Origin of the sequence: Paracoccus sp. pheM1 (assembly GCF_018499825.1) — a bacterium.
In the GTDB taxonomy this organism is placed as follows: Bacteria; Pseudomonadota; Alphaproteobacteria; order Rhodobacterales; family Rhodobacteraceae; genus Paracoccus; species Paracoccus versutus.
In genome coordinates this window covers 1,515,879-1,530,940 of record NZ_JAGXCX010000002.1, presented here as the reverse complement: position 1 = coordinate 1,530,940, position 15,062 = coordinate 1,515,879, and the positions used below count along the sequence as shown (strand labels likewise).

Sequence of the window (15,062 nt, the reverse complement as noted above, 5' to 3'; positions counted from 1 at the left end):
CCTCCGCGACGGCGTCACTCCTGCCCGAGCAGGCTTTGCGCGTTCCAGATGTCCTGCATGTAGCCGCGGATGGTGCGATCCGACGAGAACCAGCCCGAGCGCGCCACGTTCAGCGCCGCCATGCGCGTCCATTCGCTGCGGTTGGCATAGGCGAAGTCGACCTCGCGCTGCGCCCGCCAGTAATCGGCGAAATCCGAGGCGACGAGGAAATAGTCCGCCCGCGTCAGGTTCTCGACGATATTCGCATAGCGGTCCGGCTCGCCTGGGCTGAAGGTGCCGCTGCGGATCGCCTCGACGGCGCGGGTCAGGCGCGGATCGGCGGCGACCGCGCGGGCGGCATGGTCGGGGACGGCGCGGCGGGCCTCGGCCTCCTCGGCGGTCAGGCCGAACAGGAAGAAGTTCTCGGCCCCGACCAGTTCCCGGATCTCGACATTGGCCCCGTCCAGCGTGCCGATGGTCGGCGCGCCGTTCAGCGCGAATTTCATGTTGCCGGTGCCCGATGCCTCCTTGCCCGCCGTCGAGATCTGCTCGGACAGGTCGGCGGCCGGGATCAGCCGCTCGGCCAGCGTCACGTTGTAGTTGGGCAGGTAGAGGATCTGCAGCTTCTCGTTCGTCGCCGCATCGGCGTTGATGACGGCAGCCACGTCGTTGATCAGCCGGATGATGTCTTTGGCGAAGAAATAGCCCGGCGCCGCCTTGCCGCCAAAGATCTTGACCCGCGCCGTCCAGTCCGCGGACGGGTTCTCGCGCATTTCCTGCCACAGGGCGATGGCTTCCAGGATGTTCAGGTGCTGGCGCTTGTATTCGTGGATGCGCTTGATCTGCACGTCGAACAGCGCCTGCGGGTTCAGCGCCACGCCATGCTCGCGGGCGATCCAGTCGCACAGGTCCGCCTTGTTCGCGACCTTCACGGCGGCGAACGCATCCAGCCAGCCGGCGTCGGCGACATGGGGCTCCAGCGCCTGCAACTGCTCCAGATCGCCCACCCAGCCATCGCCGATGGCCTGGGTGATCAGCCGCGACAGCCGCGGGTTGCAGCCCAGAAGCCAGCGCCGCGGGGTCACGCCGTTGGTCTGGTTCACGATGCGGTCGGGCCAGATGCGGTGCTGGTCGGCAAAGACCGTGGTCTTCATCAGCCCGGTATGCAGAGCCGAGACGCCGTTCACCCGGTTCGACAGGATGAAGGACAGCTCGCCCATCCGCACCTTGCCATCGCCGCGCGCGGTATTGCGGCGGTCGGGATGGGCCTTGGCATCGGTCTCGTCGATGCGGTCGATGATCTGCAGGTGGCGCGGCAGCAGGTCGGCAAACAGCCCCTCGCCCCAGCTTTCCAGCGCCTCGGGCAGAAGCGTGTGGTTGGTGTAGTTGACGCAGCCGCGGGTGATCCCGATCGCCTCGTCAAAGGGCAGGCCGCGTTCGTCATGCAGGATGCGCACCAGTTCCGGCCCGGCGATGGCGGGATGGGTGTCGTTCAGCTGGATCGCCACCTTCTGCGGCAACAGGCGCAGGTCGGCATGGTCGGCCTCGAAGCGGCGCAGGATGTCGCGGATCGAGGCGGCCGAGAAGAAATATTCCTGCGTCAGCCGCAGCCGCTTGCCCTTTTCGGTCGAATCCTCGGGATAAAGCACGCGCGAGATGGTGCGGGCCAGCGCCTCGGCCTCGGCCGCGGCGGCAAAATCGCCGGCGTTGAAGCGGTCGAGGTCGAAGGGATCGACCGCCCGCCCGGCCCAGAGCCGCAGCGTATTGGCCCAGGCCCCGCGCCAGCCGATGACCGGCGTGTCGAAGGCCTCGGCCTGCACGAAGCTTTCGGGTTCCCAGACCGCCCGGCCGTCGCGGGTCGCGACCCGGCCGCCGAAGCCCAGGGTAAAGCGCGCCTCGGGGCGCTCGAATTGCCAGACGAAGGGCTGTTCCAGCCAGTCCTCGGGCGCCTCGACCTGCCGGCCCTCGGCAAAGCTCTGGCGAAACAGCCCGTGTTCGTAGCGGATGCCATAGCCATAGGCCGGGCAGCCCAGCGTGGCCAGCGATTCCATGAAGCAGGCCGCCAGCCGCCCCAGCCCCCCGTTGCCAAGCGCCGCGTCGGGTTCGTCCAGCAGCAGCCCGGCATAGTCGAGGCCAAAGCTTTCCACCGCCGCCTGCGCCTCGTCGGCCAGTTGCAGGTTGACGATATTGTCCTGCAGCAGCCGTCCGATCAGGAATTCCATCGACAGGTAATAGACCCGCTTGGCATCGGCGCGATAGGTGGCGCGGGTCGCCGCCATCCAGCGGTCCACGATGCGGTCGCGCACCGCGTGGCTCAGCGCCAGCCGCCAGTCGAAGACCTGCGCGTGGTCGGGATCCTTGCCCAGCGTATAGGCCAGGTGCCACAGGATCGCGTCGCGGAAATCGCTTTGGGGCATGTCGTCCCTGGCCATGGATCACCCTATCTTTCGGCACACCCGTATCCTTTCGGGTCATCCCCTTGGCTTAAGCCATCCGTTATCGAAAGCAAGCGGTTGGGAGAAAATTCTGTTAGCGTTAACCGACGCGGGCAATATCGTGCCGAAACCCGGCGCGGATCGTCGGAATCGCCCGCATTCCCGGCCCCGCACGCCAAAGGATTGCGCCAAACCGGGCAAGGGCCGCATGTTCTGCGGCTCTTTGGCCGGTCAGAAATCCAGGCCCAGGTCCAGCGTGCGCGCCGAATGCGTCAGCGCGCCCACCGAGATGTAGTCGACCCCCGTCGCCGCCACCTCGGCCACGCGCGCCAGGCGCATGTTGCCCGAAGCCTCCAGCACCACGCGACCCTGGGCCATGACGACGGCCTCGCGCAGCTCTACCGTCTCCATGTTGTCCAAAAGCACGACATCGGCGCCGCCCTCCTCCAGCACCTCGGAGAGCTGGTCGAGCCGGTCCACCTCGATCTCGACCCGCATCATATGCGAGGCGCTGGCCTTGACGGCTTGCAGGACCGGCCGGATGCCGCCCGCCGCGGCGATGTGGTTGTCCTTGATCAGGATGGCGTCGGACAGGCTGAAACGATGGTTGAAGCCGCCGCCATGCAGCACCGCCTGTTTCTCGACCAGCCGCAGCCCCGGCGTGGTCTTGCGGGTGCAGGTGATGCGCGCGCGCGTTCCCGCCGTCTCGGCCACGAAGGCCGCCGTCTGCGTGGCGATGCCCGCCAGCCGGCCGGCGAAGTTCAGCGCCACCCGCTCGGCCGAGAGGATCGAGGCCGCCTCGCCCTCGATCTCGGCCAGCGTGTCGCCGGGCTGGAAGCGGCTCCCGTCGGCATGCTGCAGCCGCCAGTCCAAGCCTGGATCGATCAGGCGAAAGGCGATGGCCGCCAGCTGCATCCCCGAGGCCACGCCCGCCTCGCGCGCCACGATCCGCGCCCGGTAGCGGGTGCCGGCCGGGATCACCGTGCGGGTGGTGATGTCGCCATAGGTGCCCAGATCCTCGGTCAGCGCGGCCCGGACCAGCGGTTCCAGGATCATCTCGGGCAGCGGGGGCATCTCGGTCATGTCGTCTCCGGTTCAAGCGAGGCGCGCAGGGCCAGCGCCTGCGCCAGCCGCAGGCGCGAGCGGCGCCCTTCGGGCAGGGTCTGCGGGAAATCGGTGCGGCAATGCGCGCCGCGGCTTTCCTGCCGCATCAGCGCCGCGGCGGCGATCAGCGTGGCGGTGGCGGTCATGTTCGAGAGCGCCGGGCAATCGGGCTGCGCGGCCTCGATGGCGGCAATCTCGCGCAGGCAGCGGGTCAGGCCCCCGGCGTCGCGCAGGACGCCCGCGCCCTCGGTCATGGCACGGCGCAGGCGGGCGACCAGCACCGGATCGGGCACCGGGCCGGGCGGCAGGTCGGGCAGCACCACTTCCGGCGCGTCCTGCGCCGCCGGGCCCAGCCGCGCCTCGATCGACAGCGCGCAGCGGCGGGCAAAGACCAGCGCCTCCAAAAGCCCGTTCGAGGCCAGCCGGTTCGCGCCATGCAGCCCGGTCGAACTCGCCTCGCCGCAGACCCACAGCCGGTCGAGGCTGGCCCGCCCCTCGTCATCCACAGCCACCCCGCCCATGTGGTAATGCGCGGCGGCCGCCACCGGGATCTGCTCGCGGGTGGGGTCTATCCCCGCCCGCGAGCAGGCCCCCGCGACGGCCGGGAATTCGCTCAGGATGCGGTCGCCCAGGCAGGCGCGGGTGTCCAGCACCGGCCGCAGCCCGGCCTGGCTTTGCGCATAGATCGCGCGCGCCACCACGTCGCGCGGCGCCAGCTCGGCATCGGGATGCACCGCCAGCATGAAGCGCTCGCCCAGCCGGTTCAGCAGCTGCGCCCCCTCGCCGCGCAGCGCCTCGGTCGCCAGCGGCGCCGGGTCTTCGCCGCAGTCGATGGCGGTGGGATGGAACTGCACGAATTCCGCATCCGCGATCTCGGCCCCCGCCCGCGCCGCCATGCCGATCACCTGGCCGCGGATGCGCGGCGGGTTCGTCGTCAGCGCGTAAAGCCCGCCCGAGCCGCCGCCCGCCAGCAGCACGCCCGGCGCCCGGATCAGGACCGGCGCCGAGCCCTGCGGGCCGGACAGCGTGACCTCGACCCCCGCGACCGCGCCGCCCTCGACGCGCAAGCCGGTGGCCATGACGCCCTCCAGCACCTGCACCGAGGGCGCCTCGCGCAGGCAGGCGACCAGCGCGCGCATGATCTCGGCCCCGGCCTGGTCGCCGCGCACCCGCACGACGCGGGCAAAGCTGTGCGCCGCCTCGCGCGACAGCACATAGCCGCCGTCCGGCTTGCGGTCGAAGGGGGTGCCGAGCCGGGTCAGGTCCAGGATATGCGCCCGCGCCTCGTCCGTGACCAGCTGGGCGATGGCGGGATCGACGGTGCCGGCGCCGGCGCGCAGCGTGTCGCGGGCATGGGCCTCGGCGCTGTCGGCCGGGTCCATGGCCGCCGCCACCCCGCCCTGCGCCCAGGCCGAGCTTGCGCCCTGCCCCAGAACCTCGGGCGAGATCATCAGCACCGGGCGCGGCGCCAGTTTCAGCGCCGCGTAAAGCGCGCCCAGACCTGCGCCGACGATGATGACGCGGCCGGTCGAGACCTCGCGCACCTCAGGCCGCCAGGCGCTGCGACAGGTCGATCATGCGCTGCACCGCCAGGCGGGCGCGGTCCGCGACCTTGGGATCGACCTCGACCACGCCGGTCATGGTGTGCAGCGACCACAGCACCTTTTCCAGCGTGATCTTCTGCATGTAGGGGCACATGTTGCAGGGGCCCAGGAACTCGACCTCGGGATTGGCGTCCGAGATGTTCGAGGCCATCGAGCATTCCGTGACCAGCATCACCTGCTTCGGCCGCTCGGTCTCGACCCAGCCCTGGATATTGGCGGTCGAGCCGGCATAGTCGGCTTCGGCCACCACATCGGGCGGGCATTCGGGATGGGCGATGATCTTCAGCCCCGGATTCCAGTCGCGAAAGTCGCGCAGGTCCTGTGCGGTGAACTGCTCATGCACGATGCAGGCGCCATCCCACCAGACGATGCGCTTTTGCGGCACCTTGTTGGCGACGTTCTGCGCCAGCCACTTGTCGGGCGTCATGATGACGGTGTCGCTGTCCATGGCCGCGACGATCTGCGCCGCATTGGCCGAGGTGCAGCAGATGTCGGACGCCGCCTTCACCTCGGCGGTGGTGTTGACGTAGCTGACCACCGGCGCGCCGGGATAGCGGGCGCGCATCTCGGCGATGCCCTCGGCGGTGATGCTTTCGGCAAGCGAGCAGCCGGCCGCCATGTCGGGCATCAGCACGGTCTTTTGCGGGTTCAGGATCTTCGAGGTCTCGGCCATGAAATGCACGCCGCATTGCACGATCACCTCGGCCTCGACCCTGGTCGCGGCGATGGCCAGCGCCAGGCTGTCGCCCACCACGTCCGAGATGCCGTGATAGATCTGCGGCGTCATGTAGTTATGCGCCAGCACCACGGCGCCGCGTTCCTTCTTGAGCTTGTTGATCGCGGCGACATAGGGGGCATGGATCGCCCAGTCGGGCCAGGGCATGACGCGACCCATCCGGGCATGGATATCGGCCATGCGCTCGGCCAGCTCGAGCGAGGGCTCGAGATCGTAATGCGAGCCCAGCTCGCTGCGGATGGTCGTCAGATCGAGCATTCGGTCCCCCCACTCTGCCCGCGTCGCAGTCACCCCGGATATAATGCGCCCGGCCCCCGATACCAGAGCGCCGGGCCCGTGAGTCGCGGTTCCTAACCCATGGATGACGCTCGGGCAACGCAAATGCTACGCCGCGGCGAGGGGACGAACGGCCTTGCCCGGCCTTGGCGTCTGGACCTCGGGCCGTCCTGCGGTAAAAAGGACGGTGAAGTGATCGGGTTCCAGGCCATGCAAGAGTTCCAAGACAATTCCCCTGTGCCGCCCAGCCTGCGAAACCTCCAGATCCTGGAAGTGCTGGCGCGCGAGGCCCGCCCGATGACCGCGACCGAGATCAATGCCGCCCTGGGCCTGCCCAAGCCCACCATCCACCGCCTGGTCGCCCATCTGGAGCAAGAGGGCTACCTGTCGCGCCAGCTCGACGGGCGCAGCTACCTGCCCGGCCTCAAGCTGCGGCAGATGATGCTGGGCGTCATGCATGCCGGCCAATACGACCTGCCGCGCCACGACGTGCTGGTGCGACTGTTCGCCGCCGTGGGCGAGACCTGCTCGATCTCGATCCCCGAAGGGGACACGCTGGTCTATGTGGACCGGGTCGAGACCACCTGGCCCTTGCGGCTGGTGATCCGGCTGGGCACCCGCATCCCGCTGCATGCCACCGCGGCCGGCAAGGTCTGCCTGGCCTTCATGAACCCGCAGAGCGTCGAGCATTTCCTGCGCCATGCCCGGCTGCAACCGCATACGCCGAACACCTTCGCCTCGGCCGAAAGCCTGCGCGAGGAACTGGCGCGGGTGCGCGAGCAGGGCCATGCCGTCGACGACCAGGAGTTCATTCCCGGCATGGTCGGCATCTCGGTCCCGGCGCTGGATGCGCGCGGCCGGGTTCTGGCCGCCGTGACCTTCCACGCGCCGGTGCAGCGCATGTCGCTGGAAACGGCAATGACGCATCTGCCGGCGCTGCAGCGCGCCGCACGCGAGCTGGCGGCGCTGGCCTGACCGGCTCAGCCCGCCCAGGCGGCGGGGATCAGGCCGCGCAGCGCATTGCCGACCCACAGCCGGACGCGCGGCAGATCCTCGGCCGGCAGCAGCTCTTCGCGGCAGGTGCCCTCGGCCAGCATCCCGGCGCGCAGCACGCCCGGCAAAAGCCCGCAGGACAGGGGCGGCGTGCGCATCCCCTGCCCGCGGTCGAAGAATATCGTGGTGATGGTGCCGTCGCAGACCTCGCCGCGCTCGTTGAGGAAGATCGCCTCCTCGATCCCCTCGGGCAGGGCGGCGCGGGCGGCGTCGTAATGCGCCCGCCGCGTGGTCTTGAGCCGCAGCCAGGGATCGTCCGAGCGCAGCCGCGTCCCGGCCAGCGCCAGCCGCCACTCCGGCCGCGACTGCGGCAATGGGCCGCGCGTCACCTCGATCCGCCCAGCCCGGTCCAGCGTCAGCCGCAGCCGCGCGGGCTGGCCCGCAGGCGCGACCAGCGCGGCGCGGGCGGCCTGCGGGTCGCAGGGCCAGCCAAGCGCCCGCGCCCCCGCCGCCAGCCGCGCCAGGTGCCCCTCGATCCGCGGGCAGCCGGCGCCGTCCCACAGCACCGTCTCGATCAGCCTCAGATCGGGGTCGTCAGATCCTGCGCGTAGCGGGCTTTCCATAGCGCCTCCTCCCATTCGCCTTCGGCGGTCGAATCCTGCACCACGCCGCCGCCGACGTTCAGCGTGACCTCGCCATCCGGCCAGACCGACAGCGTGCGGATCGCGACCGAGAAACAGGCCGCCCCGTCCGGCGCCATCCAGCCGATGGCGCCGCAATAGACGCCGCGCGGGAACGGCTCGACCTCGCGGATGATCTGCATGGCGCGGATCTTGGGCGCGCCGGTGATCGAGCCGCAGGGAAACAGCGCCCGCAACAGCGCGCCCAGGTCCGCCGGGCGCTCCAGCTGGCCCACCACGCGCGAACTCATCTGGTGGACGGTGGCAAAGCTGTCCACGGCGAAAAGCTCGGGCACCCGCACCGAACCCACGCGCGAGAGGCGGGCGATGTCGTTGCGCAGCAGGTCGACGATCATCAGGTTCTCGGCCCGGTTCTTTTCCGACGCCGCCAGCCCCGCCGCCAAGGCCGCGTCGCGCGCCGGATCGGGGTCGCGGGGTGCGGTGCCCTTCATCGGCCGCGCCTCGATCCGGCCCTGCGCATCCAGGCGGAAGAACAGCTCGGGCGAGCGCGAGACCACCACCGGCCCCTGCCCCAGATCGGCATAGGCGCCGAAGCCGACCGGCTGGCGCGCGGCCAGCGCGGCGTAAAGCTCCAACGCCGAGCCGGAGATCAGGCGCGAGCGGATGGGAAAGGTCAGGTTGATCTGGTAGCAATCCCCCGCCGCGATATAGTCGCGGGTGCGGGCAAAGGCCGCGGCATAATCCTGCGGCGAGATCATCGGCTCCAGCGGCGCCAGCCGGGCCGCGTCGCCCGCGGGTAGCGCCGGCGCGGGCTCGGGCGCGTCATGGACGGCGAAGGCCATGAGCGGCGTGCGCCGGTCGGCCGGCATGTCGCGCGCCAGCACCGGCTCCAGCGCATAGCCCAGCTCATAGGACAGGTAGCCCGCGATCCAGGCCCCCTGCCGGCGCCGCGCCTCGAGATGGTCGAGCGCGGCAAGAGCGTCCTCGGGGCGCGTGACCACCAGCACTTCCCGCGGATCCCGGAACAGGACCGGCTTGCCGTCAGGACCGAATTCGCAAAGGATCACGCGCGCCTCCATTCTCGCGGCGCGAGGTAGCATGGCCGGGGCGGCATGAACAATGGCCGGCGCTCGACCGGCGCGACAATCGCGCGGAATGCCGGGCTCTGCCGGGGCCTAGCAGGCTGCTGAAAAAGTCCTTGCGACAGGACAGTGCGGGCGGGGAACCGGGAAATCCACCTCAAATTTGCCGAAAACACCCCGTTTCCGGGCCGATATTAGCTGGATCCAGAACGATTTCTGCTGCGTGCCCTCTTAAAATCCTTTTTCAGCAGCCTGCTAGAGCGCCAACGCGACCCAGGCGCCGTTGCGCTTGCTGGAACGCAGGCAGGCATCGACGAAGGCCACGCCCTCCAGCCCGTCGCGGATGCCGGGAAAGACCACCGCCGGGTCGGGCGCGGCCCCGTCGCGGCGGGCCAGGATGGCGCGCGCCGCCTCGGCATAGATGTTCGCGAAGCCCTCCAGATAGCCCTCGGGGTGGCCGGCGGGGATGCGGGTCAGGCGCGCGGCCTCGGCCCCGGTGCCGGCACCGCCGCGCGACAGCCGGTAGCGCGGCCGGCCCAGCGGCGTGACCCACAGGGCATTGGGTTCCTCCTGCGCCCATTCGAGCCCGGCGCGGCTGCCATAGACCCGCAGCCGCAGCGCGTTCTCGCAGCCCGAGGCGACCTGCGAACACCACAGCATCCCGCGCGCCCCGCCGCGATAGCGCAGCAGCACATGGCCGTTGTCGTCGACCGGACGTCCGGGCACGAAGCTTTGCAGGTCGGCGGCCAGCGCCTCCAGCTCCAGCCCGGTGACGAAGCCGGCCAGGTTGAAGGCATGGGTGCCGATGTCGCCGATGGCCCCGCCCGCGCCGGATTGCGCCGGATCGGTGCGCCAGCCGGCCTGCTTGTTGCCCGCCTGCTCGATGGGCTCGGCCAGCCAGTCCTGGGCATATTCGACCTGCACCAGCCGGATCTCGCCCAGCTCGCCCGATGCGATCATGGCGCGGGCCTGCCGCACCATCGGATAGCCGGTGTAGTTGTGCGTCAGCACGAACAGCGCATCCGAATCCGCGGCGGCATTGGCCAGCTTGCGCGCCTCGGGCAGGGTCGCGGTCAGGGGCTTGTCGCAGATGACATGGATGCCGCGTTTCAGGAACGCGCGGGCGACGGGGGCGTGCAGGTGGTTCGGGGTGACGATGGCCACCGCCTCGATCCCGTCCTTGCGCCGCGCCTCGCGCATGGCCATCTGCGCGAAATCGCCATAGGCGCGGCCCACGCCCAGTTCCGCCGCCGAGGCCGCGCTTTTTTCCGGCGTCGAGGAAAAGCAGCCCGCGACCAGCTCATACTGGTCGTCGATGCGGGCGGCGATGCGATGCACGCCGCTGATGAAGGCGCCCTGCCCGCCGCCGACCATGCCAAGGCGGATGCGGGGCGCGCGATGAACGGTCCGGGTCATGCCATGCTCCTTGCGGGATGTCCGGCGGCGGCAGGGAGGAGAAGGCCGCCGCCGGATCGGTTGCGCCTAGACGGCGAGGCTAAGGCCGGACTCGACCGAGGATTCCTCGGCCCGGTCCAGCAGGCGTTGCAGCGCCGCGCCGCGGGCGAAATCGGGATCGGCCGCGCCCTCGCCCCGGATCGCGGCGATGAAGCGCTGGTAGATCGTCGGCACCGGCGGGCATTCGACCTCGTGCCAGGCGGCGGTCTCCAGGTCCGGCGACAGGCAGGCGCGCAGCCGGCTCACGCGGTTCTCGAAGCCGACCTCCAGCCCGCCGCGGTCGCCGTAGATCCGCAGCCGCAGGTCGTTCAGGTGCCCGCTGGCAAAGCGCGTCGCCGCCACCGTCCCCAGCGCGCCGTTCTCCAGCACGATCTGCATGGTGGCGCTGTCGTTGGCGTCCAGCACATAGTCCCCGATCCGCCCGCCCGGCGCCTTGTCGAAGGTCTTGAGCAGGCAGGAAACCTGCGCCGCATCCTGACCGGCGATACAGGTGGCGAAGTCGAGGATATGGATGCCCACGTCGCCCAGCACGCCCTTGGAGCCATGCGCGGTCGACACCCGCCACAGCCATTTCGGGTCGGTGCGCCAGTCGCCCCAGCCGGGCTGGGTCAGCCAGCTTTGCAGGTAGCTCGCCTCGAAATGCCGCACCTCGCCGATCTCGCCCGCGCGCACCATGGCCGCGGCCTTTTGCAGCGCCGGCACGTCGCGATAGCTGAGATTGACCATGTTCACCACGCCCGCCCGCGCTGCCGCCTCGGCCATCGCCTCCGCATCCGCGGCATTGGTGGCCAGCGGCTTTTCGCAAAGCACATGCTTGCCCGCCGCCAGCAGCGGCATGGTGGTCGGGTAATGTGCGGCATCCGGCGTCACGTTGGTCGCGGCGTCGAATGCGCCCCAATCCAGCGCCTCGTCCAGGCTGGCAAAGCCGCGGGCGATGCCGTGCTCGGCGTTGAAGGCGGCCAGCGGCTCGGGCCGCGGATCGACGCCGCCGACCAGCTCGACGCCGGGCATGGCGGCGAAGGCGCGGGCATGGTTCGCCGCCATGCCGCCGGTGCCGATGACGAGAAGCCGGACCATCAGCGATAGCCCTCTTCGCCGGCGGCGTGCAGCTTGGGACCGCGCTCCTCGATCGGCTCCAGCGCCTGCTCGACCGGGACATTGGGCGCGACGGTCGGCTCGGCCAGGCGCGCGGCCGGGTTATGCGCCCATTTCACCGCGTTCAGGATCACCCGCTGCACATTGGCGTCGTGATAGGTCGGATAGGTCTCGTGGCCGGGGCGGAAATAGAACACGTTGCCGGCCCCGCGCTTGTAGGTCAGGCCCGAGCGGAACACCTCGCCGCCCGCGAACCAGCTGACGAAGACGGTCTCCAGCGGCTCGGGCACGCCGAAGGGCTCGCCATACATCTCTTCGTGCTCCAGCTCGAAATGATCGGGCAGGCCGGCGGCGATGGGATGGTTGCGCGAGGTCAGCCACAGCCGCTCGCGCTCGCCCGCCTCGCGCCAGGTCAGGTTGCAGGGCGTGCCCATCAGCCGCTTGAAGGGCTTCGAGAAATGCGCCGAATGCAGGAAGATCATGCCCATGCCGGACCAGACCGCCTCGGCCACGCGCTCGACCACCGCGTCCTGCACCTCGCCATGGGCGCAATGGCCCCACCAGATCAGCACGTCGGTCTGGGCCAGCCTTTCGGCGGTCAGCCCATGCTCGGGGTCTTGCAGGGTCACGCTGCCGGCCGCGATGCCGCTATCGCGGTTCAGCGCCGCGGCGATGGTGTTGTGCATCCCGTCCGGGTAAATCCCGGCGACGGTCTTGTTCTTCTGCTCGTGGACGTTCTCGCCCCAGACAGTGACTCGGATGGTCATTCATCGCTCCTTGTTGTTCCCTGCGGGAACGGGTGGTGGGTTCAGCGGATCGGCGCGTCGTTGGCGTCGAAACGGTGCAGGTGGCCTTCGCGCGGCCCAAGGCTCAGCCGCGTGCCCAGCGGCAGGGCCAGCTTGCCCGGCTGGCGCACGACCATGGGCTCGGCCGCGCCGATCTCGACGAAAAGGTAATGGTCGGCGCCCAGATCCTCGGCATGGACGACCTCGCCCGACCAGGGACCAGCCTCGACGATATCGATATGCTCGGGCCGGATGCCCAGGGTCGCGCAGTCATGCGCATGGGCGAAACCGTCGGTCAGGAAGTTCATCTTGGGACTGCCGATGAAGCCCGCGACGAAGGTCGAGTTCGGCCGCTCGTAAAGCTCGGCCGGGGTGCCGACCTGCTCCAGCTTGCCGTCGCGCAGCACGGCGATGCGGTCGGCCAGCGTCATCGCCTCGACCTGGTCATGGGTGACGTAGATCATCGTCACGTCCTCCATGCCGTGGTGCAGCCTGGCGATCTCCAGCCGCGTCTGCACCCGCAGCGCCGCGTCGAGGTTCGACAGCGGCTCGTCGAACAGAAAGACGCGCGGGTCGCGCACGATGGCGCGGCCGATGGCGACGCGCTGGCGCTGGCCGCCCGACAGCTGCTTGGGCAGGCGGTCCAGCAGATGCTCGATCTGCAGGAGCCGCGCCGCCTCGCGCACGCGGCGGTCGATCTCGGCCTTGCCGGCCTTGGCCAGCTTCATGCCGAAGGCCATGTTGTCATAGACCTTCATATGCGGGTAAAGCGCATAGCTCTGGAACACCATGGCGATGCCGCGGTCCGAGGGCACCAGGTCGTTCACCCGCTGCCCGTCGAACAGCATGTCGCCGGTGGTGATCTCCTCGAGCCCCGAGATCAGCCGCAACAGCGTGGACTTGCCGCAGCCCGAGGGGCCGACGAAGACCATGAACTCGCCCTTGCGGATCTCCAGGTCGATGCCCTTGATGACCTGCAAGCCGCCATAGGATTTGGTGACGTTCTTCAACTCGATCTTGGCCATGGTTCAACCTTTCACGCCGCCGGCGGTCAGGCCCGCCACGATCTTGCGCTGGAAAATGAGGACGAGGACGATCAGCGGCACCGTCACGATGACCGAGGCGGCCATGATCGGGCCCCAGGGGATCTCTTGCTCGGACGCGCCCGAAAGCAGGCCGATGGCCACCGGCACGGTGCGCATGCTTTCGGTGCTGGTGAAGGTCAGCGCGAACAGGAACTCGTTCCAGGCGCCGATGAAGGCCAGAAGCCCGGTCGTCACCATCGCCGGCCACAGCAGCGGCAGGAAGACGCGGGTGATGATGACCCAGGGGCTGGCGCCGTCGACGATCGCCGCCTCCTCGATCTCGACCGGCAGGTCGCGCATGAAGGTGGTCAGCACCCAGACGGTAAAGGGCAGCGTGAAGATCGTATAGGACAGGATCATCGCCCAATGGGTGTTGAAGATGCCCAGGAAGCGCACCAGCTCGAACAGCCCGGCCAGCACCGCGATCTGCGGAAACATCGACACGGCCAGGATGGTCATCAGCAGCAGGCCCCGCCCCCGGAACCGCACCCGCGCCAGCGCATATGAGGCGGTGACGCCCAGGAACAGCGACAGCCCCACCGTGGCCGTGGCGATCACCAGCGAGTTGCCGATGGAGTAAAGGAAGTTCTTCGACCCCAGCACCGCCTGGTAATTGCGCAGGTCGAACCCCGCGGGCAGGTAGTTCACCCGAAACAGCGCCGTCCCCGAGGCGAAGCTGGTCACGACGGCATAGTAGAAGGGAAAGACCGAAAAGACGACGATCACCACGACCAGCGCGTAAAAGCCGATCTGTTTCAGCAGCTTGTGACGGGTCATTTCGAGCCCTCCCCGCCCAGGTCCACGCGGCCGAGCCAGATATAGGCGCTGACGAAGACGGCGATGATCGCGAACAGCAGCGTCGATTGCGCCGCGCCATAGGCGAACTTGTCGAAGTCGATCATGTTCTCGCGGCTGATGACCGACATGGTCTTGGTGGCCGAACTGTTCGGCGTCAGCACATAGATCAGGTCGAAGATGCGCAGCGCGTCGAGCATGCGAAAGATCACCGCCACCATCAGCGCCGGCTTGATCAGCGGCAGGGTGACGCGGAAGAACACCTTGACCGGGTGGATGCCGTCGATCCGCGCCGCCTCGTAGATGTCGCGCGGCACCATCTGCAACCCGGCCAGGATCAGCAGCGCCATGAAGGGCGTGGTCTTCCAGATGTCCACGATCAGCACGGCGGTCATCGCCGTCTCGGTGCTGGCGGTCCAGGCAATCTTCTCGCCGATCAGCCCCAGCCGCAGCAGGATGTCGTTCAGGATCCCGAACTGGTCGTTCAGCATCCAGGCCCACATCTTGGCCGAGACGATGGTCGGGATCGCCCAGGGGATCAGGATGGCGGCGCGCACCAGGGCGCGGCCCTTGAACTCGGCGTTCAGCACCAGGGCGACGATCAGGCCCAGCACCGTCTCGAACCCGACCGAGATCAGCGAGAAGCGGACGGTGTTCCAGACCGCGTTCCACCAGGCCGGATCGACCAGCGTGCCGCGCCAGACCACCCGGCCCGAGGACAGCGTGCGCATCGACAGGTAGTTGTCGAAGCCGATCCATTCGCCGCCATAGAGGTTCGACAGCGTGGTGTTGGTGAACGAGAACCAGATGGTGCGCGCCAGCGGCCAGGCCGCGACGCAGAGCAGCGCAAAAAGCATGGGGGCCAGGAACCAGAAGGCCGCCCTTTGCCGACGCTGCCGCAGGCTGGGACCGCCGGGGCGGCCCGCGATGGGGTCAGTCATGGGGGAAACTCCTCATCGGCCGCAAGGGCCGCTCGGGGCCGGCGGGTTTGCGCGCC

The 15,062-nt window shown here is 69.2% G+C and carries 13 protein-coding genes; 1 reads left to right on the top strand and 12 read right to left on the bottom strand.

Annotated elements, in window-relative coordinates; all coding sequences use genetic code 11:
- Nucleotides 1-14: 14 nt before the first annotated feature.
- The 4 genes from KF941_RS21605 to nadA all read right to left on the bottom strand — a co-directional run bounded on the left by KF941_RS21605 (nt 15) and on the right by nadA (nt 6,116).
- The gene (locus KF941_RS21605) at nt 15-2,411 is read right to left on the bottom strand and encodes a glycogen/starch/alpha-glucan phosphorylase (RefSeq protein WP_214274470.1); all 2,397 of its coding nucleotides are present in this window, start codon (nt 2,409-2,411) and stop codon (nt 15-17) included.
- Nucleotides 2,412-2,645: 234 nt separating this feature from the next.
- Nucleotides 2,646-3,497, bottom strand: a complete 852-nt coding sequence (nadC, locus tag KF941_RS21600; protein ID WP_214274469.1) for a carboxylating nicotinate-nucleotide diphosphorylase — start codon at nt 3,495-3,497, stop codon at nt 2,646-2,648.
- Entirely contained in the window at nt 3,494-5,062 is a 1,569-nt protein-coding gene (locus KF941_RS21595; RefSeq protein ID WP_214274468.1) for an L-aspartate oxidase, read from the bottom strand. The genes nadC and KF941_RS21595 overlap by 4 nt, the downstream gene beginning before the upstream one ends.
- Before the next feature lies 1 nt (nt 5,063).
- On the bottom strand, nt 5,064-6,116 hold the full coding sequence (gene nadA, locus KF941_RS21590; RefSeq protein WP_114536629.1) for a quinolinate synthase NadA: 1,053 nt from the start codon (nt 6,114-6,116) through the stop codon (nt 5,064-5,066).
- 210 nt (nt 6,117-6,326) lie between these two features.
- Here nadA and KF941_RS21585 point away from each other — a divergent pair, with 210 nt between their 5' ends.
- Complete coding sequence (locus KF941_RS21585; protein ID WP_243700170.1) at nt 6,327-7,109, top strand: IclR family transcriptional regulator; 783 nt, start codon at nt 6,327-6,329, stop codon at nt 7,107-7,109.
- A 5-nt stretch (nt 7,110-7,114) separates the two neighbouring features.
- Here KF941_RS21585 and KF941_RS21580 read toward each other — a convergent pair whose 3' ends face one another.
- The 8 genes from KF941_RS21580 to KF941_RS21545 form a co-directional block, all read right to left on the bottom strand.
- Nucleotides 7,115-7,750, bottom strand: a complete 636-nt coding sequence (locus KF941_RS21580) for an aminotransferase class IV family protein (RefSeq protein WP_214274467.1) — start codon at nt 7,748-7,750, stop codon at nt 7,115-7,117.
- The gene (locus tag KF941_RS21575; RefSeq protein WP_166435383.1) at nt 7,708-8,835 is read right to left on the bottom strand and encodes an aminodeoxychorismate synthase component I; all 1,128 of its coding nucleotides are present in this window, start codon (nt 8,833-8,835) and stop codon (nt 7,708-7,710) included. Before KF941_RS21575 ends, KF941_RS21580 begins: the two co-directional genes overlap by 43 nt.
- Before the next feature lie 270 nt (nt 8,836-9,105).
- Nucleotides 9,106-10,266 carry a Gfo/Idh/MocA family oxidoreductase gene (locus tag KF941_RS21570; protein ID WP_214274466.1) on the bottom strand — a complete coding sequence of 387 codons (1,161 nt, stop codon included), beginning with the start codon at nt 10,264-10,266 and terminating at the stop codon, nt 9,106-9,108.
- A 66-nt stretch (nt 10,267-10,332) separates the two neighbouring features.
- Entirely contained in the window at nt 10,333-11,382 is a 1,050-nt protein-coding gene (locus tag KF941_RS21565; protein WP_214274465.1) for a Gfo/Idh/MocA family oxidoreductase, read from the bottom strand.
- Nucleotides 11,382-12,167 carry a ThuA domain-containing protein gene (locus KF941_RS21560; RefSeq protein WP_116220658.1) on the bottom strand — a complete coding sequence of 262 codons (786 nt, stop codon included), beginning with the start codon at nt 12,165-12,167 and terminating at the stop codon, nt 11,382-11,384. The genes KF941_RS21565 and KF941_RS21560 overlap by 1 nt, the downstream gene beginning before the upstream one ends.
- Before the next feature lie 41 nt (nt 12,168-12,208).
- Nucleotides 12,209-13,210: an ABC transporter ATP-binding protein gene (locus KF941_RS21555; protein WP_072462248.1), complete on the bottom strand. Its 1,002-nt coding sequence runs from the start codon at nt 13,208-13,210 to the stop codon at nt 12,209-12,211.
- 3 nt (nt 13,211-13,213) lie between these two features.
- Nucleotides 13,214-14,047: a carbohydrate ABC transporter permease gene (locus KF941_RS21550; RefSeq protein ID WP_072462249.1), complete on the bottom strand. Its 834-nt coding sequence runs from the start codon at nt 14,045-14,047 to the stop codon at nt 13,214-13,216.
- Entirely contained in the window at nt 14,044-15,006 is a 963-nt protein-coding gene (locus tag KF941_RS21545) for a sugar ABC transporter permease (RefSeq protein WP_028713855.1), read from the bottom strand. Before KF941_RS21545 ends, KF941_RS21550 begins: the two co-directional genes overlap by 4 nt.
- Nucleotides 15,007-15,062: the final 56 nt, after the last annotated feature.

Bases quoted from the DNA above. Each gene is read 5' to 3' on its own strand.
- KF941_RS21605 (WP_214274470.1), bottom strand. From the start codon at position 2,411: ATGGCCAGGGACGACATGCCCCAAAGCGATTTCCGCGACGCGATCCTG.
- nadC (WP_214274469.1), bottom strand. From the start codon at position 3,497: ATGACCGAGATGCCCCCGCTGCCCGAGATGATCCTGGAACCGCTGGTC.
- nadA (WP_114536629.1), bottom strand. From the start codon at position 6,116: ATGCTCGATCTGACGACCATCCGCAGCGAGCTGGGCTCGCATTACGAT.
- KF941_RS21580 (WP_214274467.1), bottom strand. From the start codon at position 7,750: ATGGAAAGCCCGCTACGCGCAGGATCTGACGACCCCGATCTGAGGCTG.
- KF941_RS21570 (WP_214274466.1), bottom strand. From the start codon at position 10,266: ATGACCCGGACCGTTCATCGCGCGCCCCGCATCCGCCTTGGCATGGTC.
- KF941_RS21565 (WP_214274465.1), bottom strand. From the start codon at position 11,382: ATGGTCCGGCTTCTCGTCATCGGCACCGGCGGCATGGCGGCGAACCAT.
- KF941_RS21560 (WP_116220658.1), bottom strand. From the start codon at position 12,167: ATGACCATCCGAGTCACTGTCTGGGGCGAGAACGTCCACGAGCAGAAG.
- KF941_RS21555 (WP_072462248.1), bottom strand. From the start codon at position 13,210: ATGGCCAAGATCGAGTTGAAGAACGTCACCAAATCCTATGGCGGCTTG.
- KF941_RS21550 (WP_072462249.1), bottom strand. From the start codon at position 14,047: ATGACCCGTCACAAGCTGCTGAAACAGATCGGCTTTTACGCGCTGGTC.
- KF941_RS21545 (WP_028713855.1), bottom strand. From the start codon at position 15,006: ATGACTGACCCCATCGCGGGCCGCCCCGGCGGTCCCAGCCTGCGGCAG.